Below are 18,534 nucleotides of genomic sequence, written 5' to 3' on the forward strand. Positions count from 1 at the left end.
TGCTCCCCGCTTCGTGAGGGATATCCCTCAGCTCCGTGACCGATATCCCTCACGCGGCTGATGGACGTCCCTCAGCTCGTCCACTGATATCCCTCAGACGAGCTCCCCCTTAGCCGCCCCCACGCTGCGGCCTTGGGGCGGCAGGGCAGGGAGACTAAGGGGGAGAAGGAAGGACGCAGGGAGGCCTTAGCCGTGAGGCTCGGGGGCTTCCTTGGGCGCTAAGATTGGGCAGAGGGGCTAGCGTAGGGCTTCGTCGGGCCAAGGGCAGGGCTGGCCCGTAGCCTTGACGCTGGGACGCTGCGCCCCCACGCTGCGCAGGTAGCGGCCGAGCTGCCGAGCGAGCTGCCGTACACGCTGTGGATAAGTCGCACTCAGATCCTGCTGCTCCCCAAGGTCGCGCGCGAGGTCATAGAGCTGATGGCGGCCCGTACGGTAGTCGTAGAGGAGCTTCCAGCGGCCTTGACGTAGGGCTGCGTGGAAGTTGATCCCTGGCCCGTCCAATCCCCAGTTGTGTGGATAAGTCCAGTAGAGCGTCCGCTCGTGTGGCTGGCGCTTGGCCTGGAGCAGCGGCACGAGGCTACGCCCATCCACCTGCTGCGGCAGGCGCTCAGGGCGCGCCCCAGCGACCTCCAGCAGCGTGGGGAAGAGGTCCTCGATCATCACGGGATGGCTGTCGCGTCGGTCGCGCCCTACCACGCCAGGCCCTGCGACGATGAGCGGCACGCGTATGCCGCCCTCGTAGATGGAGCCCTTGCCGCTGTAGAGGGGCGCGTTTTGCCAGTGCAGCTGCCCCGAGTGCCAGTAGGCCGAGGCCGCTAGGCCGCCATTGTCACTCATGAAGAGGATCAGCGTGTCGTCGAGCTGCCCTGCGCGCTCCAGTTCGTCCATCAGATCCCCGAGGCTCTTGTCCATACCCTCGACGAGCGCGGCGTAGGCGGCCTCCTTGGGGTCCAAGCCCTCGTCGAGGTAGCGCTGGTAGAAGCGCTGATCCTTGTCGAAGGGCACGTGCACGGCGTAGTGCGACATGTAGAGGAAGAAGGGACGTCGGTCGCCTGCGCTACGCTGCGCGCGCAGTGTCTGTATGGCCTCCAGCGTCAGGGCTTCGCTGAGGTAGGTGTCGGTATCCCAGTAGCGCTCCAGTCCCGGCACGGCCATAGGGGAGACGGGCTTGCCCAGTGAGTCGTGTCCGTAGCGCGCCCGCCCGAGGAAGGAGGCAGGCCCCCCAGCTGCGTGCCCCGCGATATTGACCTCGAAGCCCAGCTGCAGCGGGTCGGCTGCGGGCGTGCCAATGGCGCCGAAGTGCGCCTTGCCACAGTGTATCGTGTGGTAGCCCGCCGCACGCAGCAGCTCGGGCAGCATACGCGCGTAGTAGGTATGGGGCGTGTCGGGGCGCGGGCTGAGGCCATTGACATTCCACTCGGGGGCCTGCAGCGTGCTGTCGGCCTGGTCGGAGGGCGTGTCGTAGCGCAGCGTCCAGTTGGTCACGCGGTGACGTGCGGCGTGTGCCCCCGTCAGGAGGCTGCAGCGGCTGGGGGAGGAGACGGGCGCGGCGTAGGCGTCGGTGAAGCGCACGCCACGGCGCGCCAGGCGCTCCATGGCAGGGGTGTGGTAGCGCTTATTGAGCGCCGTCGTGTCGGCCGCGAAGGGCACGGAGGTATCCTGCCAGCCCATATCATCCACGAGGAAGAGGAGGATATTGGGGCGCCGTGCGGTGAGGGGCTGGGCGGCGCTGAGGAGCGTAGCGGGGAGCAGCAGACTGCTTCCGAGACTGAGGAGAAGGGTAGAGCGCATGGTATGCTGGCTATAGGGTGCTGTATGTAGTGTAGGTGCAGGGAGGGGACTAAAGCTAAGAGGCTAGTCACGCCACCAGTGGACGTGTCTAGCCTCTCATAGCTCTAGGGGAGTACGGTACTAGGCCCAGTACTCCTCACCACGGACGACACGACCGCGGTGCATGACGAAGTGCAGCTGCAGCTCCTCGTCGAGGAAGAGGATGTCGGCATCCTTGCCTGCCTCGATCGCCCCCTTGGTGTCGGTGATGCCCATGATGCGGGCGGGGGTCGTCGAGGCCATATAGACGGCGTCGATCAGGGGGATGTCGCACTGCTGTACGGCCGTGCGGATGAGGCGGTCCATCGTAGCGACGCTGCCCGCCAGGGCCGAGCGGTCGGAGAGCTTGCACACGCCGTCCTCGACGATGGCGTGCCCCGTAGGATCCTTGAAGTCTGCGGGGGTACCCGTGTACAGCAGGGCGTCGGTCGTGAGCGCCATACGCTCGCGACCCTTGACCTTGTAGGCGAGGTTGACCATCAGCGGGGGCACGTGGATGCCGTCGCAGATGACCTCGATGTCGAAGTCAGGCAGGTCGAGGATCGTCTCTACCGCGCCAGGGACCTTATAGACACCCTTCTTGTGGGAGACCTTCATGGCGTTGTAGAAGTGCGTGGCCAGCGTATAGCCATGCTCCCAAGCAGCCTTGATCTCGGGTTCGCCTGCCTCGGTGTGGGCGATGGCGGTGACGACGCCGAACTCCTTGACATAGCGGCCGAAGTCCAGCGTACCCTCGATCTCGGGGGCGGCGTCCCAGCGCTTGATGATGCCCTTACCACGCTCCATGATCTTGGTGTACTCCTCGGGGCGGGCGGGGCGGATCAGCTCGGGGAGCTGCGCACCGGCCATCTTGACCGAGAAGTAAGGCCCCTCGAGGTGCAGGCCTTCGACCGAAGAGGTCTCGTCTGCCAGCAGTACCTCGGTGCACTCGATGCCCTTCATGATCGTCTCGTAGGTCGAGGTGGAGAGGGTGGGGTAGATGGTTGTCGTCCCGTTCTGTAGGTGGTAGTCAGCTGCCGTGCGGAAGGCCTCGACGGTGCCGTCCATGAAGTCCGCACCTGCGGCCCCGTGTACGTGCGTCTCGATGCCGCCGGGGATGATGTAGGAGCCACGTGCATTGATGAGGCGGGCACCCACGACGGGGAGCTCGGTATTCAGCACTGCCTTGATCTGCTTGCCTTCGATGAGGACGGAGCCCCCATCGATCCAGCCAGAGGGCGTATAGATACGTCCTCCTACTATTTGTGTATACATTACGATAGTGTTTTGTTAAATGTGCTTAGGTAATGACTCACGAGGTGCACGGGCAGCCCCATGACGGTGTAGAAGCTCCCCTCGATGCGCTCGATGGCGCGGTAGCCTATCCACTCCTGGATGCCATAGGCGCCTGCCTTGTCTAGGGGGGCGTAGTGCTCGAGGTAGTAGCTGATGTCGGCCTCGGTGAGGGGGGCGAAGTCCACGGCCGCTGTGTCGCTGTAGCTGTCCTGCTGGGAGAGGGTGGTGAAGACCAGGCCCGTGGTGACCCAGTGCCTGCGCCCGCTGAGGCGGCGCAGCATGGCAGCAGCCTCGTCCCGTGTCTGAGGCTTGCCCAGCGGCTCGTCATCGACGAAGACCAGCGTGTCAGCGGTGATGAGGAGCGTCTGCGCGTCCAAGGCGCTGCGGTAGGCCGCGGCCTTCTGCCCTGCGATGTAGGCAGGGATCTTGGGGAGCGGCATCGTGGCGGGGAAGGACTCATCGATGTCGGGCAGCACCTGCTGCTCGAAGGGTAAGTCTAGCCCCCTGAGCAGCTCCACGCGGCGAGGCGACTGCGAGCCGAGGAGGAGGCGCCAGCCCGCGAGCCCCTGCAGTAGGGGATGTGCTGTGGCGGTGGCTTGTGTGATCCGATCCATGTCTATGGACTCTTTACCAGCCGAAGCCCTCGGAGAGCGACCAGCAGCCGTTGGCCTTGAGCGTCTGCTCGATGACGTCACGCACTACGCCGTAGCCCCCATTATAGAGGGAGATGTACTTGGCGATGGACTTGACCTCGGGGGCGGCGTCGGCAGGAGCGCAGGGGAGGGCCACCAGGCGCATGACGGGGATATCGGGGATGTCGTCACCGATGTAGGCGATTTCCTCGGGTCGCAGCCCCGACTCCTGACAGAGGAGCTCGAGCTGACGCGCCTTGTCGGAGATGCGCATGTAGATGTACTTGGCGCCGAGGTTGCGGAATCGCTCCGTCATCGCTTCGCTCGCGCCACCCGAGATGACGGCCAGCGTATAGCCTTGCTTCACGGCGTACTGCATGGCATAGCCGTCCTTGACGTTGACCGTACGCATGGGCATGCCGTCGGGCCCTACGGGGCTGACGTTGGCACTCACTACGCCGTCCATGTCTAGGACGAAGGCCTTGATTTGGCTTAGGTCGTGGGGAATACTACTCATCTGGCTTCCTTAAATCTTTTATTATACAAAAGTAGCTCAAATTTCGCCTACTTGTATCCCTGCGCCCTCGGGGCTGAGCCTGCGCTAGCTGCTCGGGGGGCTGGGTGGGACAAGTAGCCTCGCGGCCCCCGCCTCCTAGGCTAAGGGCGCGCCCGCCTCCAAGCCGCAGAGCCCCTGCCTATAGGCTGCCTGCTCCCCGCCTAAAGCCTCCCGGCAAAGCCCGTGCCAAGGCGCTGCACTCTGACGGTCTGCCTCCAGCGCTCTGAGGGATATCCCTCGGGGCGCTGACTGGTATCCCTCACGCGACTCACGGACGTCCCTCACGGCGCTGATAGATATCCCTCAGGAGGCCTTGCCCTAGGCTCGCGTCCCGCTGGCGCTGCTCTCGTTCCTTCGCAGGCAGCTAAGGGACGAGGCTAAGGGGCGGGGTACTATGAGGCTGCAGCCCTTAGCACAGAGCTGAGGCGTAGCAGCTCGCGGTGGAGCTACGCACTCGGGCGGTGGATAGCGGGGATAGGTCGGTGGATAAGCTCGGGGACGGGATGCAGACAGCCCCCAGCGGAGGCGCCGCGAGGGGCGCTGTCCACTGGGGACTGTGCTGGGGCGAAGTCGGGCGCTCGGCCTACTTCTTGGGGAGGGTTTTCATCATCTCATCGACCGCGCGGATCAGCTGGGCATCGTAGCCCGAGAGGCTCTGCTCGGGGGTGTTGTAGATGAGGATGTCGGGCTGCAGCGTCTGGTTCTCCAGCGGGCGTCCCTGCTCATCCGAGCAGGTGACCTGCGGGATGCCGAAGACGATGTGAGGATTGATCTGCGACTCCCACCACACGGCCGTCATCGTCCCGGCGACGGGCGCGCCGATGAGCTTGCCGAGGCCGAGGGTCTTGTAGGCCCAGGGGAAGCCGTGGCCGTTGCTGTAGTTGCCCTCGCTCATGAGGACGCAGCTGGGCTTGGTCCACTGCATGAAGGGGTCATCGCCGATATACTGCCCGCGCGGGGTGAAGCTGAGGTACTTCTTCCCACTCAGTAGGTGCGTGAGGTCCTCATGCAGCCAGCCGCCGCCGTTGAAGCGGGTGTCGACGATGGCTGCCTCAGCATTGCGGTACTTACCCAGTAGATCCTGGAATGCGCTGCGGAAGCTGCTGCTATTCATCGCCCGCACGTAGACGTAGGCGATACGGCCCCCGCTGCGCTGCTGCACGAGCTCCTCGCAGTGGCGTAGCCAGCGGCGATACAGCAGCTCGCTCTGCTGCTCCTGGGAGATGGGCTTGACGATGTGCTCGAAGGTCTTGCCCGTCTTGGGATCGAGGATGCTGAGGTTGACGCGCTTGCCGACCTTGCCATTGAAGTAGGGCTCGAGGGCGCGCCCGGGCAGGATGTCCTCGCCGTCAATGCTCTTGATGATCATGCCGGCCGTGACCTTGCGCTCGCCATGCGCCAGTGGCCCCGAGGCCAGCACCTCGAGGATGCGCAATCCTCGGCCCTCGTAGTCGGGGTCGTAGAAGGCACCGAGGCTAGCCGTGGCCTGAGCTTGGCTGCGGGAGTAGGCACGAGCTCCCGTGTGGGAGGCATTGAGCTCACCGAGGAGCTCGGAGAGCATCTCGGCAAAGTCCTGATCGTTGTTGATATGCGGGAGGAACTTGCGGTAGGCCTCGCGGTAGTAGTCCCAGTCGACGCCATGCAGATTGACGTCGTAGAACTTCTCCTTGACCTGCTGCCAACTGTGATCGAAGATGTAGCTACGCTCCTCGGCGGGGCGGTGCTCGAAGTCAGCGGCGAACTCGATGTTCTTCAGCGTGCCGTTCTCTAGCTTCTTCAGCCCCGACTGCGTACCGAGGTAGACGGTCTTGCCGTCCTTGCCTAGGATCAGTTCGCCGCCACCGATACCGGGGGAGAGGATGCGGGTGGCCTGCGTCTCTAGGTCGCGCTCCCAGAGGTCGGTGGAGGTGCCGTAGCGCGCGATGTAGTAGAGCTTGGTGCCCTCGCCGTTGATGACGGCGTCCGAGATAGAGCCCGAGGCGTAGGTGAGGCGTACGATGCGGTCCTCACGGTCGGTGAAGTCGGGCTTGAAGGGCTTCTTCTGCTCTTCCTCCTTCTTCTTGTCGACGTCCTTGGCCGCCGTCTGGGCGCTCTTCTTGGCCCTCTTGCCTATGCGTAGGATGCCGCTGGTCAGGGCGCTGGAGTCCCCGTCCTCGAGGTCGAAGAGGTTAGCGCCCATCTTCGTATCCTTGTCCTTATCCTTGTCTTCGCCCTGCTGCTTGCGGAGCTCACGCTCCTCCTTCGTCTGGCGGAAGTGCTCGTAGGCCTCGCGGTCGAGGAACATCAGGTAGAGGTCCTTCTCGGAGCCCCAGCTGCCGTGGCTTCGGTAGCCCGCGCGGTCGGAACTGAAGAGGATGGCCTTACCGCCAAAGGCGAACTTGCCCTCGCCCTCTCTGTAGCCGCTTTCGGTGAGGTTGATCCGCTCGCCTGAGCCGTCGGCCTTGACCAGCGCGCAGTCGGTGTGCATCCAGCCGCCCTCGCCGCCGTAGTTCGTCAGGATCCACTGGCTGTCGGGGCTCCACTGGTAGTGCTGGTCCCCGTCGGTGTAGCTATAGTTGTAGCTCTTGTCCAGTACCTTAGTCTCCTTGCCCGAGGCGAGGTCGTAGACGTAGATGCCGGTGCGGTCACGTAGGAAGGCGACCTTCTTGCCGTCGGGGCTGAAGGTGGGCTGGAAGCAAGCCTCCTGGCTGTGCGTCAGCTGGCGCTCCTTGAGGCCGCGGGCGTAGACGAAGAGCTTATCGTCCTTGCGCTCCAGCTCGGTCATGTAGATATTCCAGTGCCCGTCGCGCTCGGCGGCGTAGACGATCTGGCGGCCGTCGGGGCTGAAGCTGACGCTACGCTCCTGCACGGGGGTATTGGTGATGCGCTTGGTGGTCTTGTACTCGGTGTGCGTCACGTAGACCTCGCCGTGGACGACGAAGGCGATCTCCTTGCCCGAGGGCGCGACGGCGAAGGAGCTCACGCCCGAGCTGTATTGATGGTACTGTACCTTAGGCTCCTCCTCGTCGGTGACGATCTGTACGGGCACTCTGCGCGGGCTCGAGCCAGGGCGCAGCGTATAGATCTCGCCGTCGTAGCCGAAGCAGAGGGTGCCGTCGGTAGCGCGCGAGAGGAAGCGGACGGGATCCTTCTTGAAGTCCGTCAGACGTGTGTCGGCAGCCGTGGGGCTCGCGGTGGCGCGGTGGTAGATGTTGGAGTTGCCCTCGCGCTCACTGAGGTAGTAGAAGCCGCCCTGCCCGTCCCAGACGGCATTGCGGTCCTCGCCGTCGAAGCTGGTGAGCTTGGTGTGCTTGCCCTGCTCGTCACGCAGCCAGATGTCGCGCGTTATGGGTGAGTGGGCATGCTTGCGCCACTGGTCCTCGTAGCCCTTATGGTCGGTGTAGAGGAGCTGCTTGCCCGAGAGCGAGGGCTGCATCATGGGGTAGGGGTTCCAGAGCTTGGGGCGTGCCTCCTGGGTATCGAGCTTGATGGCGTAGGTCTGTACGAAGCCCTGGGTGGGGTGTAAGGAGAGCTGCACCGTGGGCATGATGTCAGCCTGGAAGAGGAGGGTATTGGCATCGAGGAAGGCTACGGGGATCTCCTTGGCACTGTTGGAGGTGAGGCGGCGCAGCTGGGTGCCGTCGGCGCCTATGAGGAAGACGTCACGCCCGCCCTCGCGGTCGGAGGAGAAGGCGATCTGTCGGCTGTCGGGGCTCCAGATAGGGGTGCCATCATAGGCGGCATTGGAGGTCAGACGCAGCGCACGCCCTCCCTCGGTAGGCACGGTATAGATATCACCGCGGTAGCAGAAGGCGATGCTGCGGCCGTCGGGGCTGATCTGCTGATGGCGCAGCCAGAGGGGGCGCTGGGTGCTCTGGGCGCTCAGGCTACCGAGGGTGCCCAGCGTCAGGCAGCCGATGAGGACCAGTGGGATGAGTTGCTTCATAGTCTTGTGTGCATGCGTATAGTTAATTGACTAGAGCAAAGGTACTGAAAAGCCCCGAGCGCAGCACAGCCTGCTCGGGGCTAAGGCAGGGTGAGACGTGATGAAAGTACGAAGGCGGAGCGAAGTCTCGCCTTCGCCTCGCCTTCGTGAGGGATATCCCTCAGTCGCCTCACAGATGCCCCTCACGGCGCTGACTGACACCCCTCAGACCGCTGACGGATATTCCTCACGTCTGCCCCTGTCGTCCCTCATGGTGCTGACTGACGTCCCTCAAGCTCGCGGCTGTGGCCGCTTAGCTCGCTGACTGCTACAGCTCCGTCTCTCTTGGCTTGGCACAGGCTACCGCTCGGAAAGGATACAAAGAGAGCAGCCCAGCGGGATGACGGAGGTCATTCCACTGGGCTGCTCGATATCTAAGAGGCTCGAGGCGCTTACTTCACCTTAGCTACGATAGCCTTGAAGGCCTCGGGGTGATTGACCGCCAGGTCAGCGAGGACCTTACGGTTGATCTCGATACCCTGAGCGTGCAGGGCGCCCATCAGGCGGGAGTAGGAGAGTCCCTCCAGGCGTGCAGCAGCGTTGATACGCTGGATCCACAGGGCGCGGAAGTTGCGCTTCTTGTTCTTGCGGTCACGGAAAGCGTAGGTCAGACCCTTCTCCCAAGTGTTCTTGGCGACGGTCCAGACGTTCTTGCGAGCACCGTAGTACCCACGAGTGAGCTTGAGGATACGCTTTCTTTTAGCGCGCGAAGCTACGTGATTGACTGATCTTGGCATGATGTTACTTCTTTGTGATTGGTAGCGACCAGGCGGCTCGGGGCCAGAGCCTCGGGACAGGCTGGTACTTGTGGGCTTACCTCTCTGTTACTGAATAATCGTGGCTTACTTACCTCTCGGAGACTAGCGGAGACGGAGGAGCTCCTTGACTTCGCGTACGTCAGCCTGATCCACGGTGGTGAAGTAGGTGAGGTTACGCTTCTGCTTCTTCGTCTTCTTGGTTAGGATGTGACTCTTGAAGGCATGTTTGCGCTTGATCTTACCAGAGCCCGTGAGCGCGAAGCGCTTCTTGGCGCTGGAGTTTGTCTTCAGCTTAGGCATTTTCTTTTCGTTATATGAGTGATTACTTATAGCCCTACTCCACTGACGCAGCCTATGCGCGAGGAGTGGGATGAGGTATGGTGTCGGAGGGGGCGGGGACTAGTCCTCGTCTTCCTCGTCCTTAGCCTTGTCCTTCTTGGGGGCAGGGGAAGCGGCCTTCTTGGGGGCAAGCATGATGGTCATGCGCTTACCCTCCAGGACGGGCATGCTCTCTACGCGGCCGTAGTCCTCAAGGTCGTTGGCGAAGCGCAAGAGGAGTACCTCTCCCTGATCCTTGAAGAGGATGGAGCGTCCACGGAAGAATACGTAGGCCTTGACCTTCGCGCCCTCACTGAGGAAGCCCTTAGCGTGCTTGAGCTTGAAGTTGTAGTCGTGGTCATCGGTCTGGGGCCCGAAGCGGATCTCCTTGACGACGACCTTGACGCTCTTAGCCTTCTGCTCCTTCTGCTTCTTCTTCAGCTGGAAGATGAACTTAGAGTAGTCTACGACACGGCAAACTGGTGGGTTGACGTTGGGCGAGATCTCTACCAGGTCTAGCTCTTGGTCCGCGGCGATACGTAGCGCCTGCTGGATGGGATACACGCCCTGCTCTACATTGTCCCCGACGAGACGTACCTCCTTGACGCGGATGGCCTCGTTCGTCCGGTACTGGAACTTTTGTTTGTTGTCTACTGCCATTCAGTATATTATATGTAGGGCGCTCCCCTAGCTAGGGGAGCACCCTACTTAAGTGTTGCTGTGTGACTACTTAAAGTAAGTTATCTCTTAGGCTTGCTGCTCGGTGTGCCAGGCGTTGAGCTGGCGATTCACCTCAGCGGCGATTTGCTCTGCAAAGGTAGCAATTTTCAGCGAACCCTTATCACCCTCACCCTGCACACGTACCGAGACTTCGCCTTCCTGGGCTTCCTTCTCGCCTACGATGAGCATGTAGGGGATACGCTTGAGCTCGTTGTCGCGGATCTTACGGCCGATCTTCTCGTTGCGATCGTCCACCTGGGTGCGGATGTCCTGCTTGTTGAGCTGGGCAGCCACCTCGTAGGCGTAGTCGTTGTACTTCTCGCTGATGGGCAGGACGACGACCTGGTCGGGCGTCAGCCACAGGGGGAAGTGACCTGCCGTATGCTCGATGAGCACGGCGACGAAGCGCTCCATAGAGCCGAAGGGCGCGCGGTGGATCATCACTGGACGATGCTTGCGGTTGTCCGCGCCCGTGTACTCCAGCTCGAAGCGCTCGGGGAGGTTATAGTCCACCTGGATCGTGCCCAGCTGCCAGCGACGGCCGAGGGCATCCTTGACCATGAAGTCGAGCTTAGGCCCGTAGAAGGCAGCCTCACCGTACTCGATGACGGCGGGGAGCCCCTTCTCGGCGCAGGCGTCGATGATGGCCTGCTCGGCGCGCTCCCAGTTCTCCTCACTGCCGATATACTTATCCCTATTGACCTTGTCACGTAGGGAGATCTGGGCCTCGAAGTCCTGGAAGTTGAGTGCCTTGAAGATGATGAAGATGATGTCCATCACCTTGCAGAACTCCTCCTTGATCTGGTCGGGACGGCAGAAGAGGTGCGCGTCGTCCTGCGTGAAGCCACGTACACGGGTGAGCCCGTGCAGCTCCCCACTCTGCTCGTAGCGGTAGACGGTGCCGAACTCTGCCAGGCGCTGCGGCAGGTCGCGGTAGGAGTGGGGGCCCATAGCCTTATAGATCTCGCAGTGGTGCGGGCAGTTCATGGGCTTGAGCATGAATTCCTCTCCCTCCTGCGGCGTGGTGATGGGTCGGAAGGAGTCCGCACCGTACTTCGCCCAGTGGCCCGAGGTCACATAGAGCTGCTTGGAGCCGATATGCGGGGAGATGACCTGCTGGTAGCCGAACTGCTTCTGGATCTGCTTGAGGAAGTCCTCCAGACGTAGGCGGAGTTGCGTCCCACGGGGTAGCCAGAGGGGTAGACCCGAGCCTACGTTCTGCGAGAAGGCGAAGAGCCCGAGCTCCTTACCGATCTTGCGATGGTCGCGCTTCTTAGCCTCCTCAAGGAGCTGCAGGTACTCGTCGAGCATCTTCTTCTTGGGGAAGGTGATCCCGTAGATACGCGTCAGCTGCTTGCGCTTCTCATCTCCGCGCCAGTAGGCACCAGCCACGCTGAGCAGCTTGACGGCCTTGATGTAGCCCGTGTTGGGGACGTGGGGCCCACGGCAGAGGTCGGTGAAGCCGCCCTGCGTGTAGGTCGTGATCGAGCCGTCGGGCAGGTCCGCGATGAGCTCGAGCTTGTACTCGTCGCCCTTCTGACGGAAGAACTCCGTGACCTCCGCCTTGGTGATGTCGCGGCGGATGATGGGCTCCTTGCGCGCTGCGGCCTCGAGCATCTTGGCCTCGATGGCCGCTAGGTCTGCATCCTTGATCTGGACGCCCTCGCCCAAGTCTATATCGTAGTAGAAGCCGTTCTCGATGGGGGGGCCGATCCCGAACTTGACCTCGGGATAGATCTCCTGCAGCGCCTCGGCCATCAGGTGGGCGCTGGAGTGCCAGTAGGCGAACTTCCCCTCGGGGTCTTCCCACTTATAGAGCTTCAGCTCGGTATCCTCCTTGAGGGGGCGCATCAGGTCCCAGATCTGACCATTGACCCCAGCAGCTAGGACGTCCTGTTGCAGGCGGGGGCTGATCGATCCAGCTATATCCCAGGAGGTCGTCCCGGCGGGGTACTCCCGCTGGCTGCTGTCTGGGAAGGTGACTTTGATCATTGAACTCATTGACGTGCTATTATATGTCCTTGTTCGTACAAAGATACGATAATCTGCCGTGGCGTGTCGCCCAGCGAGGGGATAGCCTTCGCGCAGCTCCGTGAGTGATATCCCTCAGCCTGCTGACTGCCGTCCCTCAGTGAGCTGACTGCCGTCCCTCAGCCTCCTTACGGATACCCCTCAGAGGCGCTCCCCTATAGAGCAGAAGTATGGCGGCAAGCGGCTTGGCTTCGTCCGAGCAGCTGGTGAGCTCCGGGAGAAGCGCTGCGCTAGGACTTTCACTGGAGGCTAAGACCCGGGTACTCCCAAGGGGCGGGCGCTGCGCTCCCTGACTCCTCAAGGGCAGCAGCGAAGCCCAAGGCCTTCACCTTCCTTAGCCTCGATAGCCTCGGCTACTCCATGTGGACGACCGTGATGCCTGCCCCGCCGAAGCGTACATCCTCGTCGTGGAAGTCCGCCACGCCGCGCACCCCACGGAGGTAGCTGCGTATGGCCTCGCGTAGCGCCCCCGTGCCCGTGCCGTGCAGGATACGTACCTGCCCGACCCCGAGCTGCAGGGCCTCGTCGACGTAGTAGCCTACGGCATCCAGCGCCTCACCAGCTCGGAAGCCGCGTACATCTAGCTCGTGGCGGAAGTGCAAGCGCTTCTGATGGATCTGGTCGATGATGCTGGAGGCCTGTGGCTGGATGGGCTGCTGATGCTGCTGGCGCTTGAGACGGCCTGCCTCGCCCTTGGTAGCGAGCTGCAGACGGCTCAGCGGGACGGTGGTCTTGAGCGCTCCGAGGGCGACGACAGCCTCACGGTCGCTGAGCGAGAGCACCTGTCCCAGCGCCTTCTGCCCCTCGATACGGACGGTGCTGCCGACGCTGATCTCCCCCAGCACGCTATGGCTAGCGGCGGCCTCGCGCTCGGTGTCGGTGACGAGGCTAGAGAGGCGAGGCTGCTCCTTGGGCTGGGCCTTGCCCTTGGCACGGCGCTCACGGCGCGCTAGGAGGCGCTCCACCTCGCGCTGTGTCTTCTTGGCTGCGGCCAGCTGCAGGGCTTCTTCCTCGGCCGATAGCCCCTCCTTGTACTCGGTGAGCTGCTGACGGATGAGGCGCGTCTGATCCTTGGCGGCCTCGGCCTCGCGGATCTCGCGGATGGTGCGCTCGATACGTCCGCCCGCCTCCTGGATGATGCGGGCTGCCTCGCGACGAGCCTCCTCGAGGATCTTCTTGCGCTCGCTCTTGAGGTGCTCCGTACCCTCGTCGAAGCGCTGGCGCGCCTCCTGCAGGGCACGCTCGTCCTGACGGATGCTCTGGCGCTTGGTCTCCCAGTAGCGCTTGTCGCGGATAATGTCCTGCAGGTACTTATCCATGTCGATGTACTCGCTGCCTACCTGCTCGGAGACCTCGGCGATGACGTCCTCGGGGAGGCCGATCTTGCGGGCGATCTCGATGGCGAAGGAGCTCCCCGGGCGCCCGATGGAGAGGCGGAAGAGGGGGCGCATCTCGTGGCGATCGTAGAGCATGGCGCCGTTGATGAGCCCGGGATGGTCCTCGGCGTAGGTCTTGAGGTTCTGGTAGTGCGTCGTGATGACGCCGAAGGCGCCCTGGTCATTGAAGCGGTGCAGCAGCGCCTGAGCGATGGCGCCGCCTATGGTGGGCTCGGTACCGCCGCCGAATTCGTCTATCAGCAGTAGGCTCGCACGGTCGGCGTAGCGCACGAAGTGCTTCATGTTCCTCAGGTGCGAGCTATAGGTGCTGAGGTCGTCATCTATGCTCTGCTCGTCGCCGATGTCGATGTAGAGCCGCTCGAAGATCCCTGCCTCGGAGTGATCCTGCACGGGGATGGGCAGGCCGCATTGTAGGAGGTACTGCAGTAGACCCACGGTCTTGAGGCAGACAGACTTCCCCCCAGCGTTGGGCCCCGAGATGAGCAGGATGCGCGCATCGGGGGCCTGGAGCGTGATGTCTAGGGGGACGATGCTCCGCCCCGAGGCGCTGAGCGAGCGCTGCAGCAGGGGGTGGCGTGCGCCGTACCATTCTAGGCGTGGCTCGGGGCTAAGGCGCGGACACTGTGCCCCCAGCTCCAGCGCCCAGTGCGCCTTGGCGTAGACGAAGTCGTAGGTCGCCAGCAGCTCGTAGCTCTCCAGTAGGTGACGGAGGTTGGGGCGTAGTCTATTGGCTACCTCGGTAAGGATACGGATGACCTCGCGACGCTCCTCGCTCTCCAGCTCGCGGATACGGTTGTTGGCCTCGACGAGCTCTACGGGCTCGATGTAGACGGTCTTCCCCGTGGCGGACTCATCGTGGACGATGCCGCGGATCTTACGCTTGTGCATGGGGCTGACGGGGATCACGAGGCGCCCATCGCGTAGGGCGGGCTGCACGTCCTGCTCCACCCAGCCCTCGCGGCGTGCACCTGTGAGGATGCGCTGCAGCATACCCGAGAGGCTGCGCTCGGTCTCGGCGAGCGTGCGGCGTATCTGCAGCAGTTCGCGCGAGGCATTGTCGCGGAGGCGTCCCTCCTCGGTCAGGAGGCTCCTCAGATGCTGCTCGACCTTGGGGAAGGTAGGTCGGTCCTCGAGCAGCGCCGTAAGGCGGGGATAGAGGTAGACGAGGCTCTCGTCGGCGCGCTCGCCCGTGCTCTGCTCCTCGGTGAAGAAGCGGTGCAGGGCGTGCAGCGTCTCCAGCATGCGGAGCAGATCCTGCAGCTCCAGCTCCTCGACATAGGTGCCCTGAGGGCGTATACGGTGCAGCGCCTCGCGGCAGTCCACGATCTGGAGGCTGGGCAACTGGTGCTCGCTGGTGAGGAGCTGCATCATCTCGCGCGTCTCCTCCAGCTCGAGGGAGATACGCTCGTAGTCGGCAGAGGCCTCTAGCGAGAGCATGCGCTCGCGCCCCAGCGAGGAGGCGCAGTGGTCGGCCAGCAGCTGGCGCAGCTCCACGAAGCCGATCTTGTCGACGAAGTTATGGGGATATAGGTCTAGTGTCTGGCTATTCATACCATATATATAACAAGGAAAAGGGCAGACCGATCATACGGCTTGCCCTCGCCTCTAGGGGCGGAGCAGCCTGCTCCTCCCTAGTGTGGTGGTGAGCTGTGCCCTAGCGGCGCTTGGTCTTCTTCTTACGCACTGACCAGCCGAAGTGCCCGAGGTATTCGCCTAGGCCGAAGTACTGTCCGTGCGCGTAGACCAAGAGGCCAGCGCGCTGCATGTCGAAGGCTCCCGTCTCGGGATCTATGTACTGCTCGTCGGCGCGTATGCCTACGACTTCCGCTAGGAACATGTCGTGGCTACCTAGGGGCGTGATCTCACGCACGCGGCACTCGATGCTGATGGGGGATTCGACCACTAGGGGCACACCGAGCACACTGCCTGCCTCCTTGGTGAAGCCACAGCGCTCGAACTTGTCCTCCCTACGCCCCGAGACGACCCCGCACCAGTCGGTCTCCCGTGCCATGGCGCGTGTGGTGAGGTTGATGCCAAAGGCGCCCCGCTCCTTGATGATGTGGTAGGAGTGGCGCTCGGGGCGTATGCCCACTACGCACATCGGCGGATTGGTGCAGACGGTGCTGACCCAGGAGGCTGTCAGGAGGTTGCTCTCCTCGCCCTCGCCCATACCGCCGCAGCTGATCAGCACGGCAGGGAGCGGGTAGATGAGGGTACCGGGCTTCCAGTCCGTCCTCATAGCAGCTCGGCCTGCTCGGCGGGCGTCTTGCGCCCACAGTAGTGGCACTCGAGGATCACGGTGCCGTCCTCGGGATGCGTCGCCACGTGGAAGTGCGTACGCATGGGCTCGGCATTGGTGATGCACTTAGGATTGGGGCAGCGGGCTAGGTCGTAGACCTCGTGGGGGAGCTCGACCTGGCGCTTCTCGATCACCTCATAGTCCTGGATGCGATTGAGGTGTACCTCGGGGGCGATGAGGGCTATCTTGTCGAGCTCGCGCGAGGAGACCTTGTGGTCCGAGAGCTTGATGACGCCCTTGCGCTGCTGGCGGGCACTCTGCAGGTTGTTGCCTATGGTCACGGGGGTCGTCAGCTGCTGTAGGCGCAGCAGCGAGACGATGGCGAAGAGCTTGTCGGCAGGTATATGGTCGAGGACGATACCGTTTTGGATGGCTTCGACCAGCATTTTCTCTTTAGGCATGGGGCAGGGAGGCTTAGTTGTCTATCTCTATGTTGAGCACCTCGCAGAGGATGGACTGGCGTACGTAGAGCCCGTTCTGCGCCTGCTGGACGAAGTAGGCCTGCGGCGTGTCGTCCACGTCCTGCGCGATCTCCCCGACGCGCGGCAGCGGGTGGAGGATGCGCATCGTCGGGCGGCACCCCTCGAGCATGGAGCGGGTCAGCACGTAGACGTTCTTGACGCGCTCATACTCCTCGGGATCTATGAAGCGCTCGCGCTGCACGCGCGTCATATAGAGGATGTCTACCGACTGGATGACCTCGGAGCTGAAGTCCGTCGTCTCGGTGAAGGGGATACCGTGCAGGCGGCAGAAGTCCTTGCACTCCTCGGGCATACGCAGCTCGGGGGGCGAGACGAAGATGAAGCGGGGGCGGAAGTGCGCCATCCCCTCGATGAGCGAGTGCACTGTACGCCCGTACTTGAGGTCCCCCACCAGGGCGATGGTGCGATCGAAGAGCGTGCCCTGCGTCTTGCGTATGGAGTAGAGATCGAGCAGCGTCTGCGAGGGATGCTGGTTGGCCCCGTCGCCCGCATTGACGATAGGCGTGCGGTCGAGCTCCGAGGCATAGAGGGCAGCGCCCTCGAGGAAGTGACGCATGACGATGACATCGGCGTAGTTGGCGACCATGGAGATGGTGTCCTTGAGCGACTCGCCCTTGGAGGAGCTGGAGGTCGCTGCATCGGAGAAGCCGATGACGCGCCCGCCGAGTCGATTGACGGCGGTCTCGAAGCTCAAGCGCGTACGGGTGGAGGGCTCGAAGAAGAGGGTCGCCACGATGCGTCCCTCCAGGAGCTTACGATTGGGGCAGTTCTCGAAGAGCGCAGCTCGGTCGAGCAGGCGGATGATCTCCGAGCTGTCTAGCTGATTGATCGATACTAGATGCTTCATATCTTGTCGCTAAGTGTGAGCAAAGGTAACACTAATTCGCTAGGCTCGGCGCGCCCTGCCCCCGCTTGCTCGGCACTAGGCTAAGATCTCCCGTCCGCGGCTCCTCCAAGCGTCGCTCCCCTGCGCCCTCCAGCACCGCAGCTCTACAGGCGGAGCCCCCGTGAGGGATATCCCTCAGCCCTCTGAGGGACGCCAGTTAAGCGGCTAAGGGACGCCAGTGGCGAGCGTGAGAGATAGCAGTCAGCTCGCTGGAGCAGGTTTGTCGCCTCGGGGCGGGGCTGTTCCTTCTTGGCTGTGGAGCTAGGGTATCGCGCTCGCATCCTTGCCTTTGGCTGGAATTCTGCCACAGGGCCAGGCATCTGTCGGATTATCCGTATTTTTGCACTAATAGATAATTAAGGACTGCTCATGGATCAACTAGATAAGATCAAGGCGCCCATCGCAACGCTGGTGGACAACTTCCATAGCCAATTTGCCGAGATACTGGCGACCAAGTCGGAGTGGCTGGGGCGTGCCATCGAGCTGCTCAGTGCCTCTACGGGCAAGAAGGTGCGCCCTATCCTCGTGGCACTCCTCTCGGGCCTCCCCGAGGGGAAGAGCCCCGTGCAGCGCAGCATCGATGCCGCCGTCCTGCTGGAGCTGATCCATACCGCGACCCTCATCCATGACGACGTCATCGACGAGGCCAAGACGCGCCGCGGACGCCCTACGCTCGGGGCGATCTTCGACAATCGCGTGTCTGTCCTGATGGGTGACTTCATCCTCTCCTCGGCGCTGATCGGCGCCATCGCGCTGCGTGACCTCGAGGTGATGGCTATCGTCTCGGGCATCGGGCGCGAGCTCACGGAGGGCGAGATCCGTCAGTTCGAGAGCGCCGACAGCCTGCGCCTCGACGAGGCAAACTACTACGAGATCATTAGGCAGAAGACGGCCGTCCTCTTCGCCAGCTGTGCTCGCATCGCCGCTATCACCACGGGGGCAAGCACGGAGGACAAGGAGCGCTTCACCCAGATCGGTGAGCTCCTGGGGATGGCCTTCCAGATACGAGACGATATCTTCGACTACTACAAGGGCGACGTAGGTAAGCCCACGGGCAACGACCTCCGCGAGGGTAAGGTCACGCTGCCCCTGCTGCACGTCCTACTCCAGCAGCCCGACAGACCCGAGACGAAGGAGGCGCTGGCGATCCTCAGCCAGCATCCGCTGAGCGAGGAGGGCGTGGCACAGCTGACCGAGCTCGCCATCCAGGGCGGAGGGATCCGCTACGCCGAGGAGCGCCTCATGCACTACATCGACGAGGCCAAGCAGCTCATCCTACACTATCCCGACAGTGCCTATAGACAGTCTCTCGTGGCGCTGGCCGACTACATCGCCGCGCGCAGCTATTAGCCTGCTGCCGCTCTTAGCCCCATTCATCGAAGCCCC

General features: G+C 62.9%; 14 protein-coding genes. 1 reads left to right on the forward strand and 13 read right to left on the reverse strand.

Translation table 11 applies throughout. From position 1 onward, the window contains the following. Positions 1 to 237: 237 nt before the first annotated feature. The 13 genes from Q0248_RS03760 to pyrB form a co-directional block, all read right to left on the reverse strand. Positions 238 to 1,791, reverse strand: a complete 1,554-nt coding sequence (locus tag Q0248_RS03760) for a sulfatase (protein WP_299319877.1) — start codon at positions 1,789 to 1,791, stop codon at positions 238 to 240. A gap of 120 nt (positions 1,792 to 1,911) precedes the next feature. Beyond that, positions 1,912 to 3,084, reverse strand: a complete 1,173-nt coding sequence (gene nagA / locus Q0248_RS03765; RefSeq protein ID WP_299319879.1) for an N-acetylglucosamine-6-phosphate deacetylase — start codon at positions 3,082 to 3,084, stop codon at positions 1,912 to 1,914. Next, a complete protein-coding gene (locus Q0248_RS03770) occupies positions 3,084 to 3,719 on the reverse strand; it encodes a Maf family protein (RefSeq protein WP_299319882.1) in 636 nt (211 codons plus the stop codon). Before Q0248_RS03770 ends, nagA begins: the two co-directional genes overlap by 1 nt. Before the next feature lie 13 nt (positions 3,720 to 3,732). After that, positions 3,733 to 4,254: an HAD hydrolase family protein gene (locus tag Q0248_RS03775; protein ID WP_299319884.1), complete on the reverse strand. Its 522-nt coding sequence runs from the start codon at positions 4,252 to 4,254 to the stop codon at positions 3,733 to 3,735. Between the two features lie 622 nt (positions 4,255 to 4,876). Beyond that, positions 4,877 to 8,218: a S41 family peptidase gene (locus Q0248_RS03780; RefSeq protein WP_299319887.1), complete on the reverse strand. Its 3,342-nt coding sequence runs from the start codon at positions 8,216 to 8,218 to the stop codon at positions 4,877 to 4,879. 431 nt (positions 8,219 to 8,649) lie between these two features. After that, positions 8,650 to 8,994: a 50S ribosomal protein L20 gene (gene rplT / locus Q0248_RS03785; protein ID WP_009432755.1), complete on the reverse strand. Its 345-nt coding sequence runs from the start codon at positions 8,992 to 8,994 to the stop codon at positions 8,650 to 8,652. Between the two features lie 123 nt (positions 8,995 to 9,117). After that, positions 9,118 to 9,315: a 50S ribosomal protein L35 gene (rpmI, locus tag Q0248_RS03790; RefSeq protein ID WP_211788288.1), complete on the reverse strand. Its 198-nt coding sequence runs from the start codon at positions 9,313 to 9,315 to the stop codon at positions 9,118 to 9,120. 99 nt (positions 9,316 to 9,414) lie between these two features. Next, positions 9,415 to 9,993: a translation initiation factor IF-3 gene (gene infC, locus Q0248_RS03795; protein ID WP_299319896.1), complete on the reverse strand. Its 579-nt coding sequence runs from the start codon at positions 9,991 to 9,993 to the stop codon at positions 9,415 to 9,417. Positions 9,994 to 10,080: 87 nt separating this feature from the next. Next, the gene (gene thrS, locus Q0248_RS03800) at positions 10,081 to 12,045 is read right to left on the reverse strand and encodes a threonine--tRNA ligase (protein WP_299319995.1); all 1,965 of its coding nucleotides are present in this window, start codon (positions 12,043 to 12,045) and stop codon (positions 10,081 to 10,083) included. 392 nt (positions 12,046 to 12,437) lie between these two features. Continuing rightward, complete coding sequence (locus Q0248_RS03805; RefSeq protein ID WP_299319898.1) at positions 12,438 to 15,032, reverse strand: Smr/MutS family protein; 2,595 nt, start codon at positions 15,030 to 15,032, stop codon at positions 12,438 to 12,440. Between the two features lie 103 nt (positions 15,033 to 15,135). Continuing rightward, positions 15,136 to 15,720, reverse strand: a complete 585-nt coding sequence (locus tag Q0248_RS03810; protein ID WP_299319900.1) for a flavin reductase family protein — start codon at positions 15,718 to 15,720, stop codon at positions 15,136 to 15,138. Further along, the gene (locus Q0248_RS03815) at positions 15,717 to 16,181 is read right to left on the reverse strand and encodes an aspartate carbamoyltransferase regulatory subunit (protein ID WP_299319903.1); all 465 of its coding nucleotides are present in this window, start codon (positions 16,179 to 16,181) and stop codon (positions 15,717 to 15,719) included. Before Q0248_RS03815 ends, Q0248_RS03810 begins: the two co-directional genes overlap by 4 nt. A gap of 13 nt (positions 16,182 to 16,194) precedes the next feature. Then, positions 16,195 to 17,109 (reverse strand): aspartate carbamoyltransferase, encoded by a 915-nt coding sequence (gene pyrB, locus Q0248_RS03820; RefSeq protein WP_299319905.1) that lies wholly within the window; start codon positions 17,107 to 17,109, stop codon positions 16,195 to 16,197. A gap of 408 nt (positions 17,110 to 17,517) precedes the next feature. Between pyrB and Q0248_RS03825 the strand changes: the two genes are divergently transcribed. Next, positions 17,518 to 18,498, forward strand: coding sequence for a polyprenyl synthetase family protein (locus tag Q0248_RS03825; protein ID WP_299319907.1), 981 nt, complete (start codon positions 17,518 to 17,520; stop codon positions 18,496 to 18,498). The last annotated feature ends 36 nt before the right edge of the window (positions 18,499 to 18,534 follow it).

The sequence above is a fragment of the uncultured Porphyromonas sp. genome, assembly GCF_938046015.1.
Classification (GTDB): Bacteria; Bacteroidota; Bacteroidia; order Bacteroidales; family Porphyromonadaceae; genus Porphyromonas.